This window comes from Slackia faecicanis, assembly GCF_003725295.1.
GTDB lineage: Bacteria > Actinomycetota > Coriobacteriia > Coriobacteriales > Eggerthellaceae > Slackia > Slackia faecicanis.
The window spans coordinates 90,487-109,144 of record NZ_QICB01000005.1 but is presented as its reverse complement, the minus strand read 5'-3'; the positions used below and the strand labels follow the sequence as shown (position 1 = coordinate 109,144).

The 18,658-nt window shown below is 65.3% G+C and carries 14 protein-coding genes; 6 read left to right on the top strand and 8 right to left on the bottom strand.

Translation table 11 applies throughout. From position 1 onward, the window contains the following. Nucleotides 1-318 precede the first annotated feature (318 nt). On the top strand, nucleotides 319-1,887 hold the full coding sequence (locus DMP07_RS07155) for a Na+/H+ antiporter NhaC family protein (RefSeq protein ID WP_123198459.1): 1,569 nt from the start codon (nucleotides 319-321) through the stop codon (nucleotides 1,885-1,887). On the opposite strand, the gene DMP07_RS07150 is transcribed toward DMP07_RS07155, so the two are convergent. Continuing rightward, nucleotides 1,884-3,113 carry a deoxyguanosinetriphosphate triphosphohydrolase family protein gene (locus DMP07_RS07150; RefSeq protein ID WP_123198458.1) on the bottom strand — a complete coding sequence of 410 codons (1,230 nt, stop codon included), beginning with the start codon at nucleotides 3,111-3,113 and terminating at the stop codon, nucleotides 1,884-1,886. The genes DMP07_RS07155 and DMP07_RS07150 overlap by 4 nt on opposite strands. 417 nt (nucleotides 3,114-3,530) lie before the next feature. Here DMP07_RS07150 and folE point away from each other — a divergent pair, with 417 nt between their 5' ends. The 3 genes from folE (at nucleotide 3,531) to folB (ending at nucleotide 5,122) form a co-directional block, all read left to right on the top strand. Next, a complete protein-coding gene (gene folE, locus DMP07_RS07145; protein WP_123198457.1) occupies nucleotides 3,531-4,085 on the top strand; it encodes a GTP cyclohydrolase I FolE in 555 nt (184 codons plus the stop codon). Between the two features lie 45 nt (nucleotides 4,086-4,130). Next, complete coding sequence (locus DMP07_RS07140; RefSeq protein ID WP_244594915.1) at nucleotides 4,131-4,628, top strand: HD domain-containing protein; 498 nt, start codon at nucleotides 4,131-4,133, stop codon at nucleotides 4,626-4,628. 125 nt (nucleotides 4,629-4,753) lie between these two features. After that, a complete protein-coding gene (folB, locus tag DMP07_RS07135; protein ID WP_123198456.1) occupies nucleotides 4,754-5,122 on the top strand; it encodes a dihydroneopterin aldolase in 369 nt (122 codons plus the stop codon). Nucleotides 5,123-5,129: 7 nt separating this feature from the next. Here the strand turns inward: folB and DMP07_RS07130 are convergent, their stop codons facing one another. The 6 genes from DMP07_RS07130 to DMP07_RS07105 form a co-directional block, all read right to left on the bottom strand. Further along, the gene (locus DMP07_RS07130) at nucleotides 5,130-6,164 is read right to left on the bottom strand and encodes a DMT family transporter (RefSeq protein ID WP_244594914.1); all 1,035 of its coding nucleotides are present in this window, start codon (nucleotides 6,162-6,164) and stop codon (nucleotides 5,130-5,132) included. A 280-nt stretch (nucleotides 6,165-6,444) separates the two neighbouring features. Further along, a complete protein-coding gene (pknB, locus tag DMP07_RS07125; RefSeq protein WP_123198455.1) occupies nucleotides 6,445-8,436 on the bottom strand; it encodes a Stk1 family PASTA domain-containing Ser/Thr kinase in 1,992 nt (663 codons plus the stop codon). A gap of 96 nt (nucleotides 8,437-8,532) precedes the next feature. After that, nucleotides 8,533-11,352: an FtsW/RodA/SpoVE family cell cycle protein gene (locus tag DMP07_RS07120; RefSeq protein ID WP_123198454.1), complete on the bottom strand. Its 2,820-nt coding sequence runs from the start codon at nucleotides 11,350-11,352 to the stop codon at nucleotides 8,533-8,535. Beyond that, nucleotides 11,349-12,542, bottom strand: coding sequence for a Stp1/IreP family PP2C-type Ser/Thr phosphatase (locus tag DMP07_RS07115; RefSeq protein WP_123198453.1), 1,194 nt, complete (start codon nucleotides 12,540-12,542; stop codon nucleotides 11,349-11,351). The genes DMP07_RS07120 and DMP07_RS07115 overlap by 4 nt, the downstream gene beginning before the upstream one ends. A gap of 50 nt (nucleotides 12,543-12,592) precedes the next feature. Next, a complete protein-coding gene (locus tag DMP07_RS07110) occupies nucleotides 12,593-13,006 on the bottom strand; it encodes an FHA domain-containing protein (RefSeq protein WP_123198452.1) in 414 nt (137 codons plus the stop codon). Between the two features lie 9 nt (nucleotides 13,007-13,015). Next, a complete protein-coding gene (locus tag DMP07_RS07105; RefSeq protein WP_123198451.1) occupies nucleotides 13,016-14,419 on the bottom strand; it encodes an FHA domain-containing protein in 1,404 nt (467 codons plus the stop codon). An 86-nt stretch (nucleotides 14,420-14,505) separates the two neighbouring features. Between DMP07_RS07105 and DMP07_RS07100 the strand changes: the two genes are divergently transcribed. Both DMP07_RS07100 and DMP07_RS09060 read left to right on the top strand, forming a co-directional pair. Continuing rightward, nucleotides 14,506-16,452: a serine/threonine-protein kinase gene (locus DMP07_RS07100; protein ID WP_123198450.1), complete on the top strand. Its 1,947-nt coding sequence runs from the start codon at nucleotides 14,506-14,508 to the stop codon at nucleotides 16,450-16,452. Between the two features lie 3 nt (nucleotides 16,453-16,455). Continuing rightward, nucleotides 16,456-17,247: a rhomboid family intramembrane serine protease gene (locus tag DMP07_RS09060; protein ID WP_280176193.1), complete on the top strand. Its 792-nt coding sequence runs from the start codon at nucleotides 16,456-16,458 to the stop codon at nucleotides 17,245-17,247. 241 nt (nucleotides 17,248-17,488) lie between these two features. Here the strand turns inward: DMP07_RS09060 and DMP07_RS07090 are convergent, their stop codons facing one another. After that, a complete protein-coding gene (locus DMP07_RS07090; protein WP_123198449.1) occupies nucleotides 17,489-18,631 on the bottom strand; it encodes an aldo/keto reductase in 1,143 nt (380 codons plus the stop codon). Between the last annotated feature and the right edge of the window lie 27 nt (nucleotides 18,632-18,658).

The following is an 18,658-nucleotide window of genomic DNA, read 5'->3' as shown; positions in this document are numbered from 1 at the left end:
GTTCTGGCATCGGCGTACGGAATGGTGGCGGCTTGGCGCTCGGCGCCGCTAATGAGGCTGCGCATGCTTGTCTTTGTCGCTGCATGCAGCGCCCGACGGTTGCCGGCGTTGGTGTTGATTCTCGTGCCGCCAGCCTTAAGGGCCTCTGCTCTTATCGTGGAAGCGCGGCTTTTTGGTCGTTGCCGGCCGTTCGTGAAGCTTCATACGCCGTTTGCAAGACCGCTCCTGTTTTTGTGGACGCATGCTGCTTGTTTTTGAGGTTTCGCCCCTCGGGGGTATACTTGCAAATTCGTGAGTAAACACAACGAGGGGAAACCGATGGAAGCATTCGGGTTGATCGATGCAGGCGCATGGTCTATCGTGCCGCCTCTTCTGGCGCTCGCGCTCGCGCTGATCACGAAAGAAGTGTACTCCTCGCTGACGATCGGCATTTTCGTCGGCATGGTTATCTATACGTTCGTCGGAACGGGTCCTGGCATCGACCAGCTGATCCAGGCGTTCACGATGGTGCCGCAGATGATGGCGGCGCAGATTTCAGCGAATTCGTCGTTGTTGCTGTTTTTGGCGCTGCTCGGCGCCCTCGTGGTGCTGGTGGCCCTTGCGGGCGGATCGCGCGCGTACGGCGAATGGGTGACCGCCCATGTGAAAAATGCGCGCCTGGCCAAGATGCTCACCGCGCTGCTCGGCGTGATGGTGTTCATCGACGACTATTTCAACTGCATGACGGTAGGCGCCGTGATGCGCCCCGTGACCGACCGGTTCCGCGTGAGCCATGAGAAGCTGGCGTGGATCATCGACTCGTCGGCCGCGCCCGTGTGCATCATCGCCCCGGTGTCGAGCTGGGCGGTGGCTGTGGGCGGCTACCTGGGCGAAAACGGATTCAGCACCTTTGTCGAATCGATCCCGTACAATTTCTACGCGCTGGCCACGATCGTGTTCGTGTTCTACGTCTGCGCGTCCAATATGGATTTCGGCCCCATGCTTTTGGCCGAGCGCCGCGCACGCAACGTCAAGCCGCTCGGAGCGCCTTCGGACGACGGCGGCAATGCGTCGGATGCCGCTCCTGAACAGGTCGAATTCGACGGCATGCGCGTGTCCGACAAGGGAACCGTGCTCGATCTGGTCATCCCCATCGCCACGCTGATCGTGTTCTCCGTCGTGGGCATGCTGTACGTGGGCGGCTTTTTCCAAGGCGTCGATTTCGCCGCCGCCGTGGGCGCCGACCCGATCGCGGGCCTGTGCATCGGCGCAGCCGTGGCGTTGGTCGTGGCTGCCGCCATGTATCTGCCGCGCGGCCTGACCACGCTTTCGGGCTATATGGACGGCATGTCTGAGGGCCTGAAATCCATGGTTTCGGCCATCATGATCTTGGTTTTAGCCTGGTCGCTGGGCGGCGTGTGCCGCTATATGATCGGCACCGGGCCCTTCGTGAGCGCGGTGCTCAACGGCCTGGGCGTGGGCATGGAACTGCTGCCTGCGATCATCTTCGCCGTGTCGTCGTTCATCGGCTTCTCGATGGGCACGAGCTGGGGCACCATCGCGTTGGTCCTGCCTATCGTGTCGGGCGTTTTCTCCCCGTCTGACCCGCTGTTCTTGGTGGCCGTGGGCGCGACGCTCGGCGGCTCGGTGTACGGCGACCACATCTCCCCGATATCCGATACCACCATCCTGTCGTCGACGAGCGCGAAGTGCGACTTGCTCGACCACGTGTCCACGCAGACGCCGTACGCGACCATCGTGTTCGTGGCGGGCCTGATCGCGTACCTGCTGACAGGGTATCTGCATACGCCCTGGGTCGGCCTGGCGCTCACCATCGTGCTTTCCATCGTCACGTTCACGGTGCTCGCCAAGCGCGATATGGCCAAGGAGGCGCCCGCTGCTCGCTAGGCGTCGGCTCCGCGGCGCATGTCGTGGAAGTAATCGCGGAATTCCACGCCGTGCGTGCTGCGCGGGCACATGAAGCGGTGCGCCGCCAGGAAGTATTCGTCGGTCATGCTTGCCAGGTAATCGACCGCGATGCGGTGCGGCTCTTCGGCGCGATAAGGGGCGGCTTCGTCGTAGAGGCGCCTCTGGCCTTCGATTTTCTCGATGAAGTGCTTGTAGACGGGAGCGCTTTCGTCGCCTGCCGCCAGGTCGGCGAGGATCGTCTCGTAGAGCTCGGCGAACATGGGTTCGATCTGCTCCGCGTAGATATCGCCCTGTTCGTCGGCAAGGTAGATGCGCTCGTAGTTTTCGGCCTTCGCGGTTTTCAGGCTGCGGAAGGCCTCTTCGCTCATGGCGATGCGGTCGCGCATGTAGCTGTGCTCGACGATGTCGACCGTCAGATTGTTGATAATCTCGGCGTTCTGCGTGCCGAGCGACCCGTTGGAAAACACCCCGTCGTCGGCGAGCGCGCCCACCCCCATGGCGTCTTGGCGGTCTTTGCCCACGTATGCGATCATATCGGAAATGCGCACCACGCAGCCTTCCAGCGTGGAGGGGCGCAGCGTGGCGATTGCGTTTTGGTCGGCGTAGCAGGTCTCCACGAGCGCGTCGAAGGTTTCGAAATCGTGCGTTTCTCCGCGCAGGAATTCTTGCTGGCTGCTTTCGCCGTTGTGGCACAGAATGCCGTCGAGCGTCTGCAGCGTGACGTTGCGCGCGTACAGCGTGTCGAGCACGCGCACGGAATGCACGTTGTGGTTGAAAAAGCGCCCCGTGTCGGCGCGATACAGCTCGTTCAGGATGCGCTCTCCCGCGTGACCGAAGGGCGTGTGCCCCAGGTCATGGCCGAGCGCGATGGCCTCGGTCAGGTCTTCGTTGAGCCCGAGCATGCGCGCGATCGTGCGCGCCGTGCGCGCCACGAGCTGCACGTGCAGGCCGCGCCGGCTGATATCGTCGTTGCGCACGAAGCTGAACACCTGGGTTTTGCCGGCGTAGCGGTTGTAGGGCGCCACGTTCAAGATCTTGTCGATATCGCGCACGAATGGCGGCCTGTGCAGGCGCGGGGCCATGTCGCGCGCGGGGTTGCGCCTGACCGCGTCGGCGTCGTCGGTGCGATAGGGGTTGGCGCGCCCCTCGGCGCGGTCGGCTTCGAACTGCTCGATGAAATCTTTGCTGAAATTGCGGTATGTCATAGGTTCCGTCTCCTTCGGCTTCGGCGGAGATGGTCGGTCGTGTATGCCGTCAGTATAAGGGCTGCGAGGGCTTGCCGCCGCGCGCCCCGAAAAACGTCCGCGCTCGTCCTTCGCACCCCTTCACTTTAGCGTGCAATAGTAGTACAGTGGCGCAATCGCCTTGAAGAAGATCGCGAGCGGCTTCTCCTCTCTCTTGCTGTTGACGAGCTCTCAGGGCATTCTCCCTGAGAGTCGCGCCTGCTGACGCGGCTCTTTCTTTTTTGTCCCGAACGCGGCCCGCCTTGCGCGGCGCAACTGTGGCGGCCGGGCGAAGCGTCCCATATTGGCCTGCCGCATCGGTGCAGGTGGCCTATAATGAACCCCTTAACTATTTCCGGCCGCACTGCGGCCCGCAAGATAAGACGAGGTACGGTTTCAATGGTCGATCACCAGAAAGCGCAGCAGGCCGTTGCCATGCTGCTCGAGGCTATCGGCGAAGACCCTTCGCGCGAAGGTCTGGTCGAGACGCCCGCGCGTGTGGCTCGCATGTACGAAGAAGTGTGCGGCGGTTATGACGAGAACGCCGCCGAACATCTGAGCACGACGTTTCATGTCGACGGCAGCGAGATGGTCGTCGAGCGCGATATTCGTTTCTATTCGCTGTGCGAGCATCATCTGCTGCCGTTTTTCGGCACGGCGCATGTGGCCTATATTCCCGACGGCGAGGTGACGGGCCTTTCCAAGCTCGCCCGTACCGTCGAAGTGTTCGCGCGCAGGCTGCAGCTGCAGGAACGCCTGACGGCCCAGGTGGCCGATGCGCTCATGGACGATCTGCATGCCAAGGGCGCGATCGTCATGGTGCAGGCCGAGCACATGTGCATGTCCATGCGCGGCGTGCGCAAGCCCGGCAGCCAGACGGTCACGCTGGCCAAGCGCGGCCTGTTCGCCCAGGACGAGCGCCTGGTCGACGATTTCTTCCGCATGGTTCGTTAGCCCTCGCTCGCCCCGTTTGCGCGCGCCGTTTGAAAGGAGCCGGCCATGGGTTTTCCCGCAATGCCCGCCGTCGAGCGCATTCGCCTGCATCCTGAATACCGCAGGCGGCTGGCCCGTCTTGCCGAGCTGGAGGCCGATCGCGAATTCTGCCGCCACGGTATGGGGCATCTGCTCGATGCGGCGCGCATTGCTTATATCCTAAATCTCGAGCGCGGCTTGGGCTTTTCTCGCGAACTCGTGTATGCCGCGGCCCTTCTGCACGATGTTGGCAAGGGCGAGCAGTATGAAACGGGCGCGCCGCACGACGTGGCGGGCGCCGAAATAGCGCGTGCCATTCTGTCAGGTACGGGCGATTTCTCGCCTGATGAGCAGGAGGCGATCGTGCGCGCCGTGCGCGAGCATCGTCGCCCGTCGCCCGACGCCTCCGTACTGGGTGCGCTGCTGTGCGAGGCCGACAAGGCGTCGCGCGCCTGCTACGAATGCCCGGCGCGCGAAGGGTGCTCGTGGTCTGACGAGAAAAAGAACGCGGGCGTGGGCGTGTAATCGCGCTCGCCCGCATGCGCCGCCGGCGATCGTGTCGGCGGCGTTTTCGCATAAGGAACGGGGCGCGCCCTGCGGCGTCGCCCCTGTGCGCTTGCGTTTCCGCGGGCGCGGGAAAGGGGAATGCCATGGATAAGGTCGTCATCGAGAATCTGCAGGTCCATGCGAACCATGGCGTTTTCCCCGAAGAAAACGCGCTCGGCCAGCGCTTCGTCATATCGGCCGTGCTGCATGCCGACCTGCGTGCAGCGGGGAGAAGCGATGCGCTCGAGGATTCGATCGACTACGGCGCGGCGTGCCATCTGATCGACGCGTACACGCGCGGCACCACGCATAAGCTGCTCGAGCGTCTTGCCCAGGGCATCGTCGACGAGTTGTTCGGGGCTTTTCCCATGCTCGAACGCGTGGAGCTGACGATCAAGAAGCCGTGGGCGCCGATCGGCCTTCCGCTCGATTACGCCGGCATTTCGATCGACCGCGTTCGCCTGGTCCGTTAGCTTTCGCCTAGCCTTCCTCGGAGGCGCGCATCTCCTCTTCGGCCACTTGGTTCGCATCGAGGCGCTGCTTTTTAAGGGGCAGGGCTTCGCTGACCACGATGCCCGCGCCGATAAGCACGAATCCGACCGCCATCAGGGCCGTGACGGTTTCGCCCAGAAATATCACCGAGAAGACCACGCCGAACACGCTTTCGGTGGCCAGGAACAGCGCCGCAGGGGCGGGGGCCACGTGCGCCACGCCGACGTTTTGCAGCGACAGCGCGATGCACGACGCGAACACCACGATGTAGGCCACGTTGGCGAACACGCCCGGCTCGCCGAGCACGCTCCAGTCGGGCATTCCTTCGATGAACAAGCCCGCCGCGCATCCGAGCACGCCGGAAACTATGAACTGGACCACCGTGAGCGTCAGGGCGTCGCGCCCGTCGGAAAGCTTCGCGGTGAACGCGATATGCAGGGCCAGAAACGCGGCCGACACGATGGTGATGATTTCTCCGAACCCGAGCGACATGGTTTCGAATCCGTCCGAAAACGAGACGAACCCGACGCCCGCCACGCACAGCACCACGGCGGCTATGTTGTAGCGCGTGGGCCTGATGCGCGAGACGGCCCAGGCGAAAAACGGCACGAAGGCGCAGTAGATGCTGGTGAGAAACGAGCTTTTCGCGGCGGTGGTGTCGGTGAGGCCCGCGGTGTTGCAGGCGTAGGACGCCACGAGGAAGATGCCGAGGAACGAGCCTGCGACCAGGCTTTCGCGGTCGATGTGCGCGCGTATGACGTTGAAGCAGACTATGAGCAGGATGATCCCCGAGAAGAAGAACCTGATGCCTACGAGCCAGAACGGCGGCAGCGCGTCCACGGTGTCTTTGACTACCACGGTGCCGAGGCCCCAGATGGCGGCGGCAAGCACGAGCATGGCTTTATACGACCACGGCGGCAGGGCCGCACGGCCCGCGCGATGGCGAAAACGGCTGGAAACAGGGGATGTCGTCCTGAGTTCGCTCATGGCGCTATCGTATCCGACGCGCGCAGGTTCGTCCATGGGTTCTTGCCTGCGCGCTGCGGCGGACGGCGGAACTTGCGGCCCCCATCGGGGCCGATGCCCGTTTCGACATGTGCGGGGCCTTGCCGCCGGCTCCCCGCGCCGTTTGGGCCGCCGCGTCTTCGACGGCGCGAATCGCGCGGCGCAACGCCCGGCGGGCTTCGTGCACCGCTCTACGCCGCCGCGCTCCGGCTCGCCTTGCGCGCCCTGTGCCGCGGCATAAAGAAACCCCCGTTCCTCATCGAGAAGCGGGGGTTTCGCATGTTCGGGATGTTCGGCGCTAGTCCTGCGACTCGTCGCTTTCGTCGCCTCCGTTGCCTGAGTTGCCTGAGTTGCCTGAGTTGCCGTTGCCCTGGCCGTTGCCGCCGGGGTTCGACGCGGGGCCGCTCGACACCGTGATGGTGATCGTGTCGCCCTTCTTGGCCTGGCCGCTCGTGGGAGACTGCTTGATGACGGTGCCCTTGGGCTGGTCGCTCGGCGCCTCGATGACGTTGTAGCGCAGGTCCAGGTTGGCGATGGCGCTCTGCGCATCGGCGGAAGCCATGCCGACGACGCTCGGGATGTTGATCGCCTTGCTGGCGGGGTCTTCGCCCTTCGATACGGTGATGGTGACCGTTTCGCCCTTGGCGAGCTTGCCGCCGTTGGGGTTCTGGCTCATGACCTGGCCCTCGGGGTACTTGTCGCTGTATTCGCCGGTCGCGACGTTCACCGTGAAGCCGGCCTTTTCAAGCGTGCTCTTGGCGCTTGCCTGGTCGCTGCCCACCACGTTGGGAACCTCGATGTCTTCGGGGCCGGTAGAGATCCAATACTTCACCGTGGTGCCCTTGTCGGCCTGGGTGCCGGATTCGGGGCTCTGCTTGCATACCGTGTCTTTGTCGGCGTCGGACGCTTCGTTGCCCGCGTATTGCGGCGTGTAGCCCGCGTCCTTGAGCGACTTCTCCGCCTGCTCGGCCGTCATGCCCTTCAGGTTGGGGATCGATCCGTTCTCGACGCCCTTCGAAATGACCAGGTTCACCTTCTGGCCCTTTTCAAGCGGCGTATCGGCGCCCGGGTCCTGGCCGCAGACGCGGCCCGCCACGGTTTCGGCGTCGAACTCTTCGGTGATATCGCCCACCACGTAGCCCGCCGCTTCGATCGCCTTGACGGCTGACTCCTGCGTTTGGCCCATGACGTCGGGTACCTTGGCTTCGCCGCCGCCCAGAAGCGCCATGGCCACGGCCGCGATCGCGATGATGCCCGCGATCAGGCCTACTACGATGCCGATGGTCTTCTTGTTCGACTTCTTCTTCGAATCGTCGTCCATGCGGAACGAAGTGGGCTGCATGGAGCCGGAGTTCGCGGGGTTGACCACCGGCATGACGGCGGTGCCGCCCGGCTCGCCCATGGCCATCGGCGCGACGCCGCCCATCACCGCGGTGGGAGCCGAAGACATGGCGCCTGCGACGCCCGCGACCGGACGGCCCATGAGGAAGTCGTCGAGCGCGTGCTTCATCTCGCGCGCGGTCTGGAAGCGGTTGTAGGAGTTCTTCTCCATGGCCTTCATGATGATGGCCTCGAGGTCGGGGCTGATGTCGGGCTTGACCTGGCTCGGAGGCAACGGCGCCTCGTTGACCTGGCGCATGGCCACGCTGACGGCGTCGGGGCCGTCGAAGGGAAGCTGGCCGGTGGCCGCTTCGTAGAGAACGCAGCCGAGCGAATAGATGTCGCTGCCGCCGTCGAGCTCTTTGCCTTGAGCCTGTTCGGGAGAGATGTAGTGGGCGGTGCCCAGCACGCTGGAGGTCTTGGCCTTCACGCTGTTCTTCGCGCGGGCGATGCCGAAGTCCATGACTTTCACGTTGCCGTCGGGCTGCACCATGATGTTTTGCGGCTTGATGTCGCGGTGCATGATGTCTTGGCCGTGGGCGACGGAAAGCGCCTGGCAGACCTGGCTGCCGATTTCGGCGACCTTGCGCTGGTTGATGGCGCCGCGCTGTTGGATGGCGCTTTTCAGGTCGGTGCCGCGCACGTATTCCATGACGATGAAGTACGTGCCTTCGTCTTGGCCCCAGTCGTAGACGTTCACGATGTAGGGGCTTTGCAGGTTGGCCGCCGAGGCCGCTTCCTGTTTGAAGCGAGCGGTGAATTCCGAATCGGCGGCGTACTGGGGCAGCATGACCTTCACGGCCACGGTGCGGCCGAGAACCTGGTCTTGCGCTTTGTACACCTCGGCCATGCCGCCGATGCCTATGCGTTCGGTGATCTTATACCGTCCGTTGAACACCCGTCCTATCACGATGCTCTCCCTCTATATCAGTCTCTCGTTGCTTCGTATCCGTTACAGCTGCGTTTGAGGCGTTTGATGATCGGTGAAACCGCCATCGTACCTCACCTACAGCAGACCTTGCGCCTCCAGCGCGGTTTGAATCACGCTTTTTGCACGTGAGCTCGCCTCGCCGGATTCGTCGGAGCCGTGGACGCCTTCCTCGATCAACACGGCCACGACGACGCGGGGGTTGTCGGCGGGCGCGAAGCCCACGAACCAGCTGTCGTTGTATTCCTTGTTGGTCTCGGCGGTGCCCGTCTTGCCGGCCACGTCGACCCCCTTGATCGACGCGTCGCGGCCGGTTCCGTTCTGAACGACGCCGAGCATCATGTCGGTGATGCTGTCGGCGGTCTGCTTGCTCATGACGGTGCCGTAGGCCTTCGGCGAGGCGGTGAAGCTGCGCTCGCCCTTGGCGTTGTAGACCCCTTCCACGAAATGGGGGATTTCCAGCACGCCGTCGTTGGCGATAGCCGCCGCCACCATGGCCATCTGCATGACGGTGGCCTGCGGGCCCGCGGGGCTTTCGTGCTGGCCTACGGGCTGGCCGCATGCCGCCCATGCCGTTTCCCACGTGGTCATTTCCGCGGGGTCGGGCATCAGGCTGGTGTAAAGCGGCAGGTCGACGCCGTCGATGGTCTGGTTGAAGCCGAACTTGTCGGCCGTCTCGACCAGCAGCTCGGCGCCCACCTTGTCGGCGCCGAGCGCGCCGAACGCGGTGTTGGACGAGACCTCCGTGGCGCGCTTGAGCGTGATGGCGCCGTAGCCCACGTCGTTGGCGTTGGTCACCTTCGCATTGCCGATTTCGGCGAACGCGGGCGCTTCGACCTGCGTATTAGCGGTTGCCAGGCCGTTTTCGAGCAGCGCGGTCAGCGTGACCAGCTTGAACGTGGAGCCCGGCGCGTAGAGCGCATTGGTCGCGCGGTTGATGAGCGCGCCTTCCGAGGTGTCGCCGCCGGCAGCGGCGTTTTCGAGCAGCGCGTCCACGTCGGCGTTCGAATAGGTGGGCGTGCTGGCGCTTGCGAGCACCGCGCCCGTCTCGGGGTCGATGGCCACCACGGCGCCCTTGTAGCCCTGGAGCACCTGCTCGGCCGTGCGCTGGATCTTGGAGTTCAGCGTGAGCGTGACGTCGTTGCCGGGCGTGTTGACGCCGGCGAGGAAGCTTACGACGTCGGACCAGCTGGCGAAGTTCTCCTGGCCTTTCAGCGTGTCGTTCATGGACTGCTCGATGCCCGACAGGCCGTACTGCTCCGAGTAATAGCCCACCACGTGGCTGGCCAGGCTTCCTTGCGGGTACGTGCGCTCGTAGGTGCCGTTTTCCTGCTCGATGCTTTCGGCGAGCACCACGCCGTCGTAGGTGCTGATCGATCCGCGCTCGGTGCGCGCCTCTTTATACAGCGTGTGGTTGTTGCCGGGGTAGCTCTGATATTCGTCGGCCATGAACACCATGATGTAGGTGAGGTTGGCCACGAGTGCCGCGAACAGCAGCGCGAAGGCCACCATGGTGGACGTGAGGCGTCGGCCCAGGGCCACGCGGCCCAAGACGCCGGTGTCGCCCGCGCCGCGCTGGGCGCCGTGGGCTCCGATGGCGCGCATGCGCATGGTGCCGTCTTTGACTTCGGAGTTGATGCCCGTGCCTTCGTCGCCGCAGCGCAGCAGCAGGCCGATGCCGATGAAGCTGGCCAGAAGCGACGAACCGCCCTGGCTGATGAAGGGCAGGGTGAGGCCGGTCAGCGGGATGAGGCGCGTGACGCCGCCCACGATGATGAAGGCCTGCAGCACGATGGTCACCGTGACGCCCACGGCCACGAACGAGCTCACATCGCTTTTCGCCCGCGCCGCGGTGGCGAAGCCGCGGATGGCCAGGCACAGGAACAGCAGCAGCACGCCCGCGCCGCCGAGCAGGCCGGTTTCTTCGGCGATGGCGGCGAAGATGAAGTCGGATTCGACGACGGGGATGTTTTCGGCGAGGCCGTTGCCCACGCCCACGCCCAGCATGCCGCCGTCTGCCAGCGAATAGATCGACTGACAGAGCTGGTAGCCCGTGTTCATGGCGTCGGAGAACGGGTCGAGCCAGGTGTTCACGCGGATCTGGATATGGCCGAAGGCGGCGTACAGGATGACGCAGCCCAGGGCTGCCAGGCCGAACCCGACGAACAGGAACATCTTCTTGCCACTGGCCACGTAGAGCATGGTCAGGAACAAGACAAAGCAGACCAGCGCGCTGCCGAGGTCTTTCTCGAACACGGCGATGGCGAACGAGATGCCCCACATGACGAGCAGCGGGCCGATCGTGGCCACGTCGGGCAGATAGAACCTGCCCACGCGCACGGTGAACACCGAGAGCATTTCGCGGTTCTGGGCCAGATACGACGCCAGGAAGACGACGATGCAGACCTTCGCGATTTCGCCCGGCTGGAAGCTGAAGGAGCCGATCTTGATCCAGATGCGACTGCCCAAAACCTCCTGGCCGATGCCCGGAAGCATAGGCATGAGCAGCAGCACGATGCCGACGATCATGAAGGTGTATTTGTATTGGGCCAGCTTATCGAGGTTTCTTACCACGGCCAGCACGACAACCATGAGGGCTATTCCTAGGAAAAGCCACATGACCTGGCGCATTGCCAGGTCGGGAGCGAGCCGTGTGACGAACGCGATGCCGATGCCCGACAGGGCGAATACCACGGGCAGGATGGCGGGGTCGGCGTTTTTGGCCAAGATCCTCACGCCGATATGAGCCACGACGAACGCGCCGAACAGGCCCACGGGAACGGCGAGCGTCTCGAGGGTCAGCTGGGTGCCTTCGTTGACGAGCACCATGGAGAACAGCAGCACCACGAACGGCGCCGCCAGGCAGAGCAGCAAAAGCTCGGTATTGCGGCGCGTCATGCGTTATCACCTGCCTCGGCGTCGGGGTTTTCGCTTTCGGCGCGCTCGTCCGCGTTCGCGGAACGCGCGCCCGAAGCGGCGGATTCGTCGTCATCGCCGTCTGTGAGCTTCTTGCTCGCGGGGGCGGTGTCTTTCTTGTATTCCTCGATCTGGTCTTTCCAGGTTTCGACGAGCGCGTCGGCGTCTTCGACGGAATCGACGCGGATGCCTTCGGCGAGCCTGTCGCGCACGTTGGCGGGCAGGCCCTCGAGGTCGTCGGCGGAAAGCCCGGTGTCGTGGTCGAAGCGCGAGAACGAAAGCCCGGCCACTTCGCCCGGCATGCCGCGATAGACCGCCACGGCGCCGTCTTTCTCGGCGAGGAACGCGGCGTGGTCGAGGTAGGCCGCCGATCCGGCGATGCCTCCCGCCAGCACGAGCACGAAGGCGATGGCGGCCAGGATGGCCCCCAGGCGTCCTTTGCGCGCCTGCTTCTTGATGATGGCCTCGGCGTTTGAGGGCACGTCCACCACGACGGCGGTCACGTTGTCGTAGCCGCCTGCGGTGATGGCCTCGTTGACGAGCGACGCCGCGCAGCGCTGCGGGTCTTTCACGCGTTCGAGGACGCTTTCGAGCAGCGAGTCGTCCACCATGCCCGACAGGCCGTCGGAGCACAGCAGCAGGCGGTCGCCCGGGGCGACGTTCATTTCATAGATGTCGGGCAGCGTGGAAGGGTCGCTTCCCAAGGCGCGGGTGATCACGCTGCGCTGCGGATGCACGCGGGCCTCTTCCACGGTGATCTGGCCGCTTTCGATCAGGTCGGCCATGAGCGAGTGGTCGCGCGTGATGCGCTGCAGCCCGCCTTCGTGCAGAAGATAGGCGCGCGAGTCGCCCACCTGGGCCACCACGAGGCGCTTGCCCGAGAGCATGGCGCAGGTCATGGTGGTTCCCATGCCCTTGCGTCCGATGCCTTCGGCGGCCGCGCGGATCACGGCATGGTTCGCCGCCACCACCGCGCGCGCCAGATCGTCGCCGTCGGCCGTTTCGGGCGCGTTGGCGACGAGCGTCTGGATGGCTATTTCGCTGGCCACTTCGCCCGCGGCATGGCCGCCCATGCCGTCGGCCACCGCATACAGCGGCGGATTGACGGCGAGGCTGTCTTCGTTGTGGTCGCGCACCAGACCGACGTCGGTGCGCGAGCCGTATGAGGGCATGGCTCCTTTGGCGTGACGGCCGCGCGCGCCTGTGCGCTTCGCGGCGGCCACTATTCGAACCTCACGCGAATGGCCACGTCGCCGACGTTGACCACGTCGTTGCTTTTAAGCACGGTAGGTTCGGTGATGCGGCGGCCGTTGACGGCGGTTCCGTTGGTGGAGCCGAGGTCCTCGACGAACAGATTGGCGCCCATCAGGCTGAAGCGCGCATGGCGGGCGGACACGTATCCTGCTCCGATCACGATGTCGGCGCCGGGAGCGCGGCCCACGATGACAGGGCCGCGAACGGCCATCTTCACGCCGCGCAGCTCTTTGGGGCCGCGTTCGACCGACAGGCCCCAGCTCTTCTCTTTTTTACGCTGGCCTTTGACTAGTCCGATTCCCGTTTTCATGATCGCGAAAAGGAACAGATACAAAAGCGCCACGAAGACAAGGCGTCCGACAAGCAGGATGACGTCTATCACGCGAAGCTCCTATCGCATCAAGAACACGAACTCGGTCATGCCGAGGGTGATGCGGTCGCCGTCGGCCAGGCCGCGCCTGGTGACGGGCATGCCGTTGACGAAGGTTCCGTTGGTGGAACCGAGGTCGGTGACCACCCAGGCGCCCTGCGGCTCGAAGGCGATCTGGGCGTGCTGGCGGCTGACGTTGAGGTCGTTGAGCACGATGTCGTTGCCGGTTTCGCGGCCGACGAGGATTCGGTTGGTGGCCAGGTCGTAGGACCTGTTGGAATTGGCGTCGATCAGGCGCGCGCGCACAGCCGCTCCGTTGGGGACGGGGTTGGCCTGCGCGGCGCCCGCGGCGAACGCCACGGTGTGGGCCGGGCCGCCGTAGGCCGGAGCGCCCGGGGCTCCCATGGGCATGCCGGGATTGGGCTGCTGCATGGGCTGGCCTGCATAGGGCTGCTGCGCATAGCCTGCGGGGTAGGGGCTGTAGGCCTGCGGGTTGTATCCCTGCGGGAATGCCGGGTTGGCCACGGGGCGGCCTTCGAAGCCCTGCGGCGCGTACATGGCCGCGGCTTCGGGCGCTCCGGCAGCGGGAGCCGCCTGGCGCGCATGCTCGGGGCGATGCTCGGGCTGGGCGCCTTCGGCCGCTTCGGCCTGCGCATCGCCCCGAGCATGCGCGCCATCGCCCTGCGGGGCCTTGTCGCGGTAGTCTTCGAAGTTCTTGCTGTCGAAGGTGTACTCGCCGTAGTCGATCGAGTAGTCTATTTCGTTTTCGGGAACGTAGGGCAGCGGCGGCTTGGCGGCGGGCTTTTCCTGCATGTCGGGGAAGGCGCCTGCGTTGGGGGCGCCGAAGACCTGCTGGCCGTAATCGGCCCGGGGAGCCGCGCCGTAGGCGTTGTCGGTCATGGCCGGCTGCGGGCGGTATTGCGGGGCCTGCTGGGGCTGTTGCTGGCGCGCCATTGCGGGATCGCCGTATGCGGCCGCCTGGGGCGCGGGCGCTCCGACGGCGCCGCCCATGCCGTAGCGCTGCATTTCCTCGGCGCGCAGCTGCGCGACGATCGGAGCGCTGACCACTTCGGCGATGACGTCGAATTTGCCGTGCTTGAGCCCGTCGTCGACGATGAAGCGGACGAGCGGGTGGCCGTCCATGGCCAGTCCCTCGTTCGCGGCGCTCGAGGCGAGACGGGTCTCGCACTCGCCGGCCAGCGTGGGGTAGAACCCGAACAGGCGCTGGTCGTCGTCAGGGTTGACGAGCACGGTGTACAACGTGGGAGCGAACTGCTTGCCGGCGCTGACGACCTTTTCGCGTCGCATCTGCTTTTCGGCTTTTTTCATGATCTGAACGGGGGAGATGGGCGATTTCTGCATCTTGCCGGCGCCACCCTCGAAGGTGTCTTCCATCTTGCCCTCGAACTTAGAGAAAAATCCCATGGTCGACTCAAGCCTTTCTGCGTTTACGATCCGTGAGCTCAAGGTATATATAATAAGCTTTCCGCACGAACGAAAGGCTTGGTGGCGTGCAAAATCTCATCTTGAACAGATATCGTCCGCTCGATGTCGCGGGCAGGGGCGGCTACGGCACCGTGCGGGTGGCGTGGGACACGCGCATCCAGCGTCGCGTGGCCATCAAATGCCTGCGCCTTGACACGTACGGCACGGCTTCGCTGCCTACGACGCCGCGCGATATCCCGGGCCTCGAAGAGGCGCGCACGGCGGCCATGCTTTCCGATCCCCATATCGTGGGCGTCTTCGATTTCGAAATCGAAGGGTCGATGGCCTATCTGATCATGGAATACATGGACGGCATCACGCTGACCGAGCTCATGCGCATGGCCCGCGGGCCGCTGCCGCTCGATATTCTGACCTGCGTGTTCGAATCGGTGGCGCATGCGATCGAGGTGGCGCACGACAACCAGGTGCTCCACTTGGACATCAAGCCCGACAACGTGTTGATCAACCGCCAGGGCCAGGTGAAGGTGGCCGATTTCGGCCTGGCCCAGCTTTCGCACGAGGCGGGCTTCGGCAAGGCCGCGGGCGGCACTATCGGCTACATGCCGCTCGAGCAGATGCGTCTCGAGGCCCCCGACGTGCGCACCGACGAATGGGCGCTCGCGGCGCTCACCTATCAGATGCTCACGGGCGACAACCCGTTTCTGGCGCACGATCTGGAAGGCGCGGCGCGCGCGATCGAAGACGCCGAAATCGTCATTCCTTCGCTCGCCCGCGGCGATGTGGGCGAAGAGGTGGACGAGGCCGTGTTCGGCGCCTTGGCGATCGACCGCGAAGACAGGTTCGCCTCGGTCACGCTGTTCGCCGATGCCATGATGCCGCACCTGGGCGATGCGCGCCGCGGCGCACGCCAGCTCGCGGCGGTGGTGGGCGACGCCTGCGCCGACGAGGAGGAAGAGGAAGAGGAGCCCGCCGAAGCGGCCCCGGCCGTCGCGCGGCCCCGCTTCGGTCTGGCCGATCGGCTGCGCGGCGGCGCGGGCGAGGCGGTCGGCGGCGTGTGGTCGGCGCTCGCATGCGGGGCGTCGGCCTATGCGGGCCTTTCCCACATCGACATGTCGTCGCTGTTCGCGGGCTCGGCCGATATCGGCGTATGGGTCATGGCGATCGCCGCGGCGTTGATCGGCGCGGCGTTTCCGCGCGTGGGAGCGGCGCTTTCGCTTGCGGCTTTAACGGCGGGCATGGCGGCGAGCGGCTCGTATATCGCGGCTGCTGCGTTCGCGGCCGCCGCGGCCGCTTGGTTCGCCGCGTGCGGGCGCACGAGCAAGGCGGCCGCGATCGCGGGGTCGTCGGTGGCCGCGCTTTCGCTGGCGGGCGCCCTGTCGGCGTTTCCGCTGATCGCGGGCCTGTGCCTGCGCGTGCGCGACGCCGTGGCCACCACGCTGTTCGGCGTCGCGTCGGCCTTCGCGCTGACGTATTGCGGCATAGGCCCGTTCACGGGCGGCGGCCTGTTTGTGGGCGGCTCGTTCGCCGGCGGCACGATCGCGGTCCTTGCGGGCCAGCTGCTCGACCCGTCCGTGTGGGTGATCGCGCTTTCTTGGCTGGCCGCAGCGGCGCTCGGGGCCCTGCTCTGCTCGCGCGGCGGCAGGCCGATGGCGGCGGCGGGCATGGCAGCGGCCTCGGGAATCCTGATATTCGGCCTGATGGCAAGGGCGTTTTTCGAAAGCGGCCTTGTTTCGTGGATGCCTGAGCCAGCCGATGTGGCCGTCGCCGCCGTGGCGGGGCTTGCGGCCGTGGCGATCGCCGCTCGGACGCTTGCCGCGCCCGCACCGAGGCACACGTGCCCGATTCCCGCGCCTTCGATGCCGCGCCCGATTCGACGGACGTCATGTCGATGCCGTTTTACGACGACGATCCGCGTTTTCGGTAGTTTTTCGAGCTGCGGCTCGGTTTCGTGCGAGGATGGTTCGAACGATTCGGCGGCCGGTTTCGCCCGGCCCTTCTTTCGAAAGGATTGACGCGTGGTTGACGATAACCTTCAAGCCGACGCCGGCGCCGAGCCGCGCCGCGTCATAGACGATGCCGAGCTCAAGCGCATGATGAAGGCGTCCAAGGGTTCGTTTTTCCAGCGCAACGCCTATCAGGCGGTGACGCTGCTGCTGATCGCGATCAACGTGGCCGTCTACGCCGCCGAGACGTTTCTGTCGGGGTTTCATTTCGACATCTCGTCGCAGGTGCTCGTGGAGATGGGCGCCATGTATCCGCCGCTCGTGCAGTCGGCGGGCGACCTGTATCGCTTCATCACGCCGATGTTTCTGCATCTCGACCTGATGCATCTGGCCTTCAATATGGTGGCGCTCTACAGCGTGGGCGCGCTGCTCGAGCAGGTGCTCGGCAAGGCGAATTTCATCGCGCTGTACTTCATCGGCGGCATCACCGGCAACGTGGTGTCGTATCTGGCGGGCGTGTACGTCGAGGGCGGCATGGCCATTTCGGCGGGCGCGTCGACCAGCGTGTTCGGCCTGTTCGTGGCCACGGCGCTTCTGGGCGTGCTGCATCGCGAGGGCAGGACGTTTTTCGCGGAATACAGCAAAGGCATGTGGGGCGTGATCGCGGCGAACGTGGCGTATTCGTTTTTGGTGCCGGGCATTTCGATCAGCGGCCATCTGGGCGGCGCGCTCGGCGGCGCGATCGCCATGTTCACGCTGCCCGAATACGGCCTGAAGGTGCCTAACCCGGTGCGCGTCGTGACGGCGGTCGCGTGGGTGGCGTTTCTGGGATGGGTGTTGGTCGGCCAGGGCCTGGTCGGATAGGTCGCGGCGGCATCGAAAAGCGCGCGGGAAGGGCGCTCGGACGGGGTTCCGAGCGCTCTTTTTCGGTTGCGGGGCGCCGCTTCGTCGCAATGACGCGAAGACGTGGGCCGAGGCGCGTTCCGCGGCGCCGTGCGGGGAGGGCGGACGGCCTTTCTTTCCCCGAGCCAGCGCAGGATCGACGCACGGACCCTTCGGGCATGCCGCGTCGGTCTGCTCGCGTTCTTCAGACGCGCCGTGCCGCTTAGCGGCTGAACAGATCGGCGGCCTTCTCCATGCGCTCGGCGATCTTCACGCCGAAGGGGCAGCGGCCTTCGCATTCCTCGCAGGCTATGCAATCTTGCGCCGTGGCGTCGAGCGCCTCGTAGTGCGCCTGCACCGACGCCGGCACGTCGGGCTGCATGACGGCCAGGTCGTAGAACTTGTTGACCAGGGCTATGTCGATGTGCGCGGCGCACGGCGCGCAGTGGCCGCAGTAGGTGCACTGCCCGAAGGGCGACCGAAGCGCGGCGTCGGCCAGCGTGCGCGCGTAATCGCGCTGCGCGGCGTCGGCCGTCTCGTAGGCCAGGGCGTCGTCGACGTGCTCCACCGTTTCGGCGCCGACCATGATGCTTGCCACGGCGGGCCTGGTCAGCGCGTAGTGAATGCACTGCACGGGCGTCAGCGCAACGCCGAACGGCGAGGTCTTCGCCTCGAGCAGCCGCCCGCCCGCGTAGCCTTTCATCACCGTGAGGCCGACGTCTTCACGCTCGCAGAGCTCATAGAGCTCGGCGCGTTCGGGTTCGATGCTCTCAAGGTCCGCCCCGCGGAATTCCAGCAGCGCATCGAGGCTGCTTGCGGCGGGCATCATGTCGAAGGCGGGGTTCGCGCTGAACATGACGGCTTCGATGCGGCCCGACAACGCCGCCGCCCGCGCTACGGCGGGGCTGTGGGTGGAAAGCCCGATGTGGCCGATCGTCCCCGCCGCCTTCAGGCCTTCCACGTAGGCCATGAAGTCGCCCTGCATGATTCCGTCGAATTCGTCCAGGCTGTCCACGTAGTGGATCATGCCCAGTTCGACGCGGTCTGTGCCGAGCCGCTCGAGCAGGTCTTCGAAGGCGGGCTTGACGCGGTCCATGTCGCGCGTGCGGACGTATTGCCCGTTCTGCCAGGTCGACCCGATGTGGCCCTGGATAATCCAGCGGTCGCGCTCGCCCGCGATCGCCGCGCCCAGGTTGCTGCGCACGTCGGGCTCGGGCATCCAGCAATCCAGGATGTTCACGCCCGCTTGCGCGAACCGCCGCGTGACGGCGGCCACTTCTTCGGGCGTCTTGCGCTCCATCCATTCGGCGCCGAAGCCTATTTCGCTGACCATGAGCTCGGTTTTTCCGAGGCGGCGGTAGTTCATGGGGTCCTCCTTGGTCGCTGCGCGCGC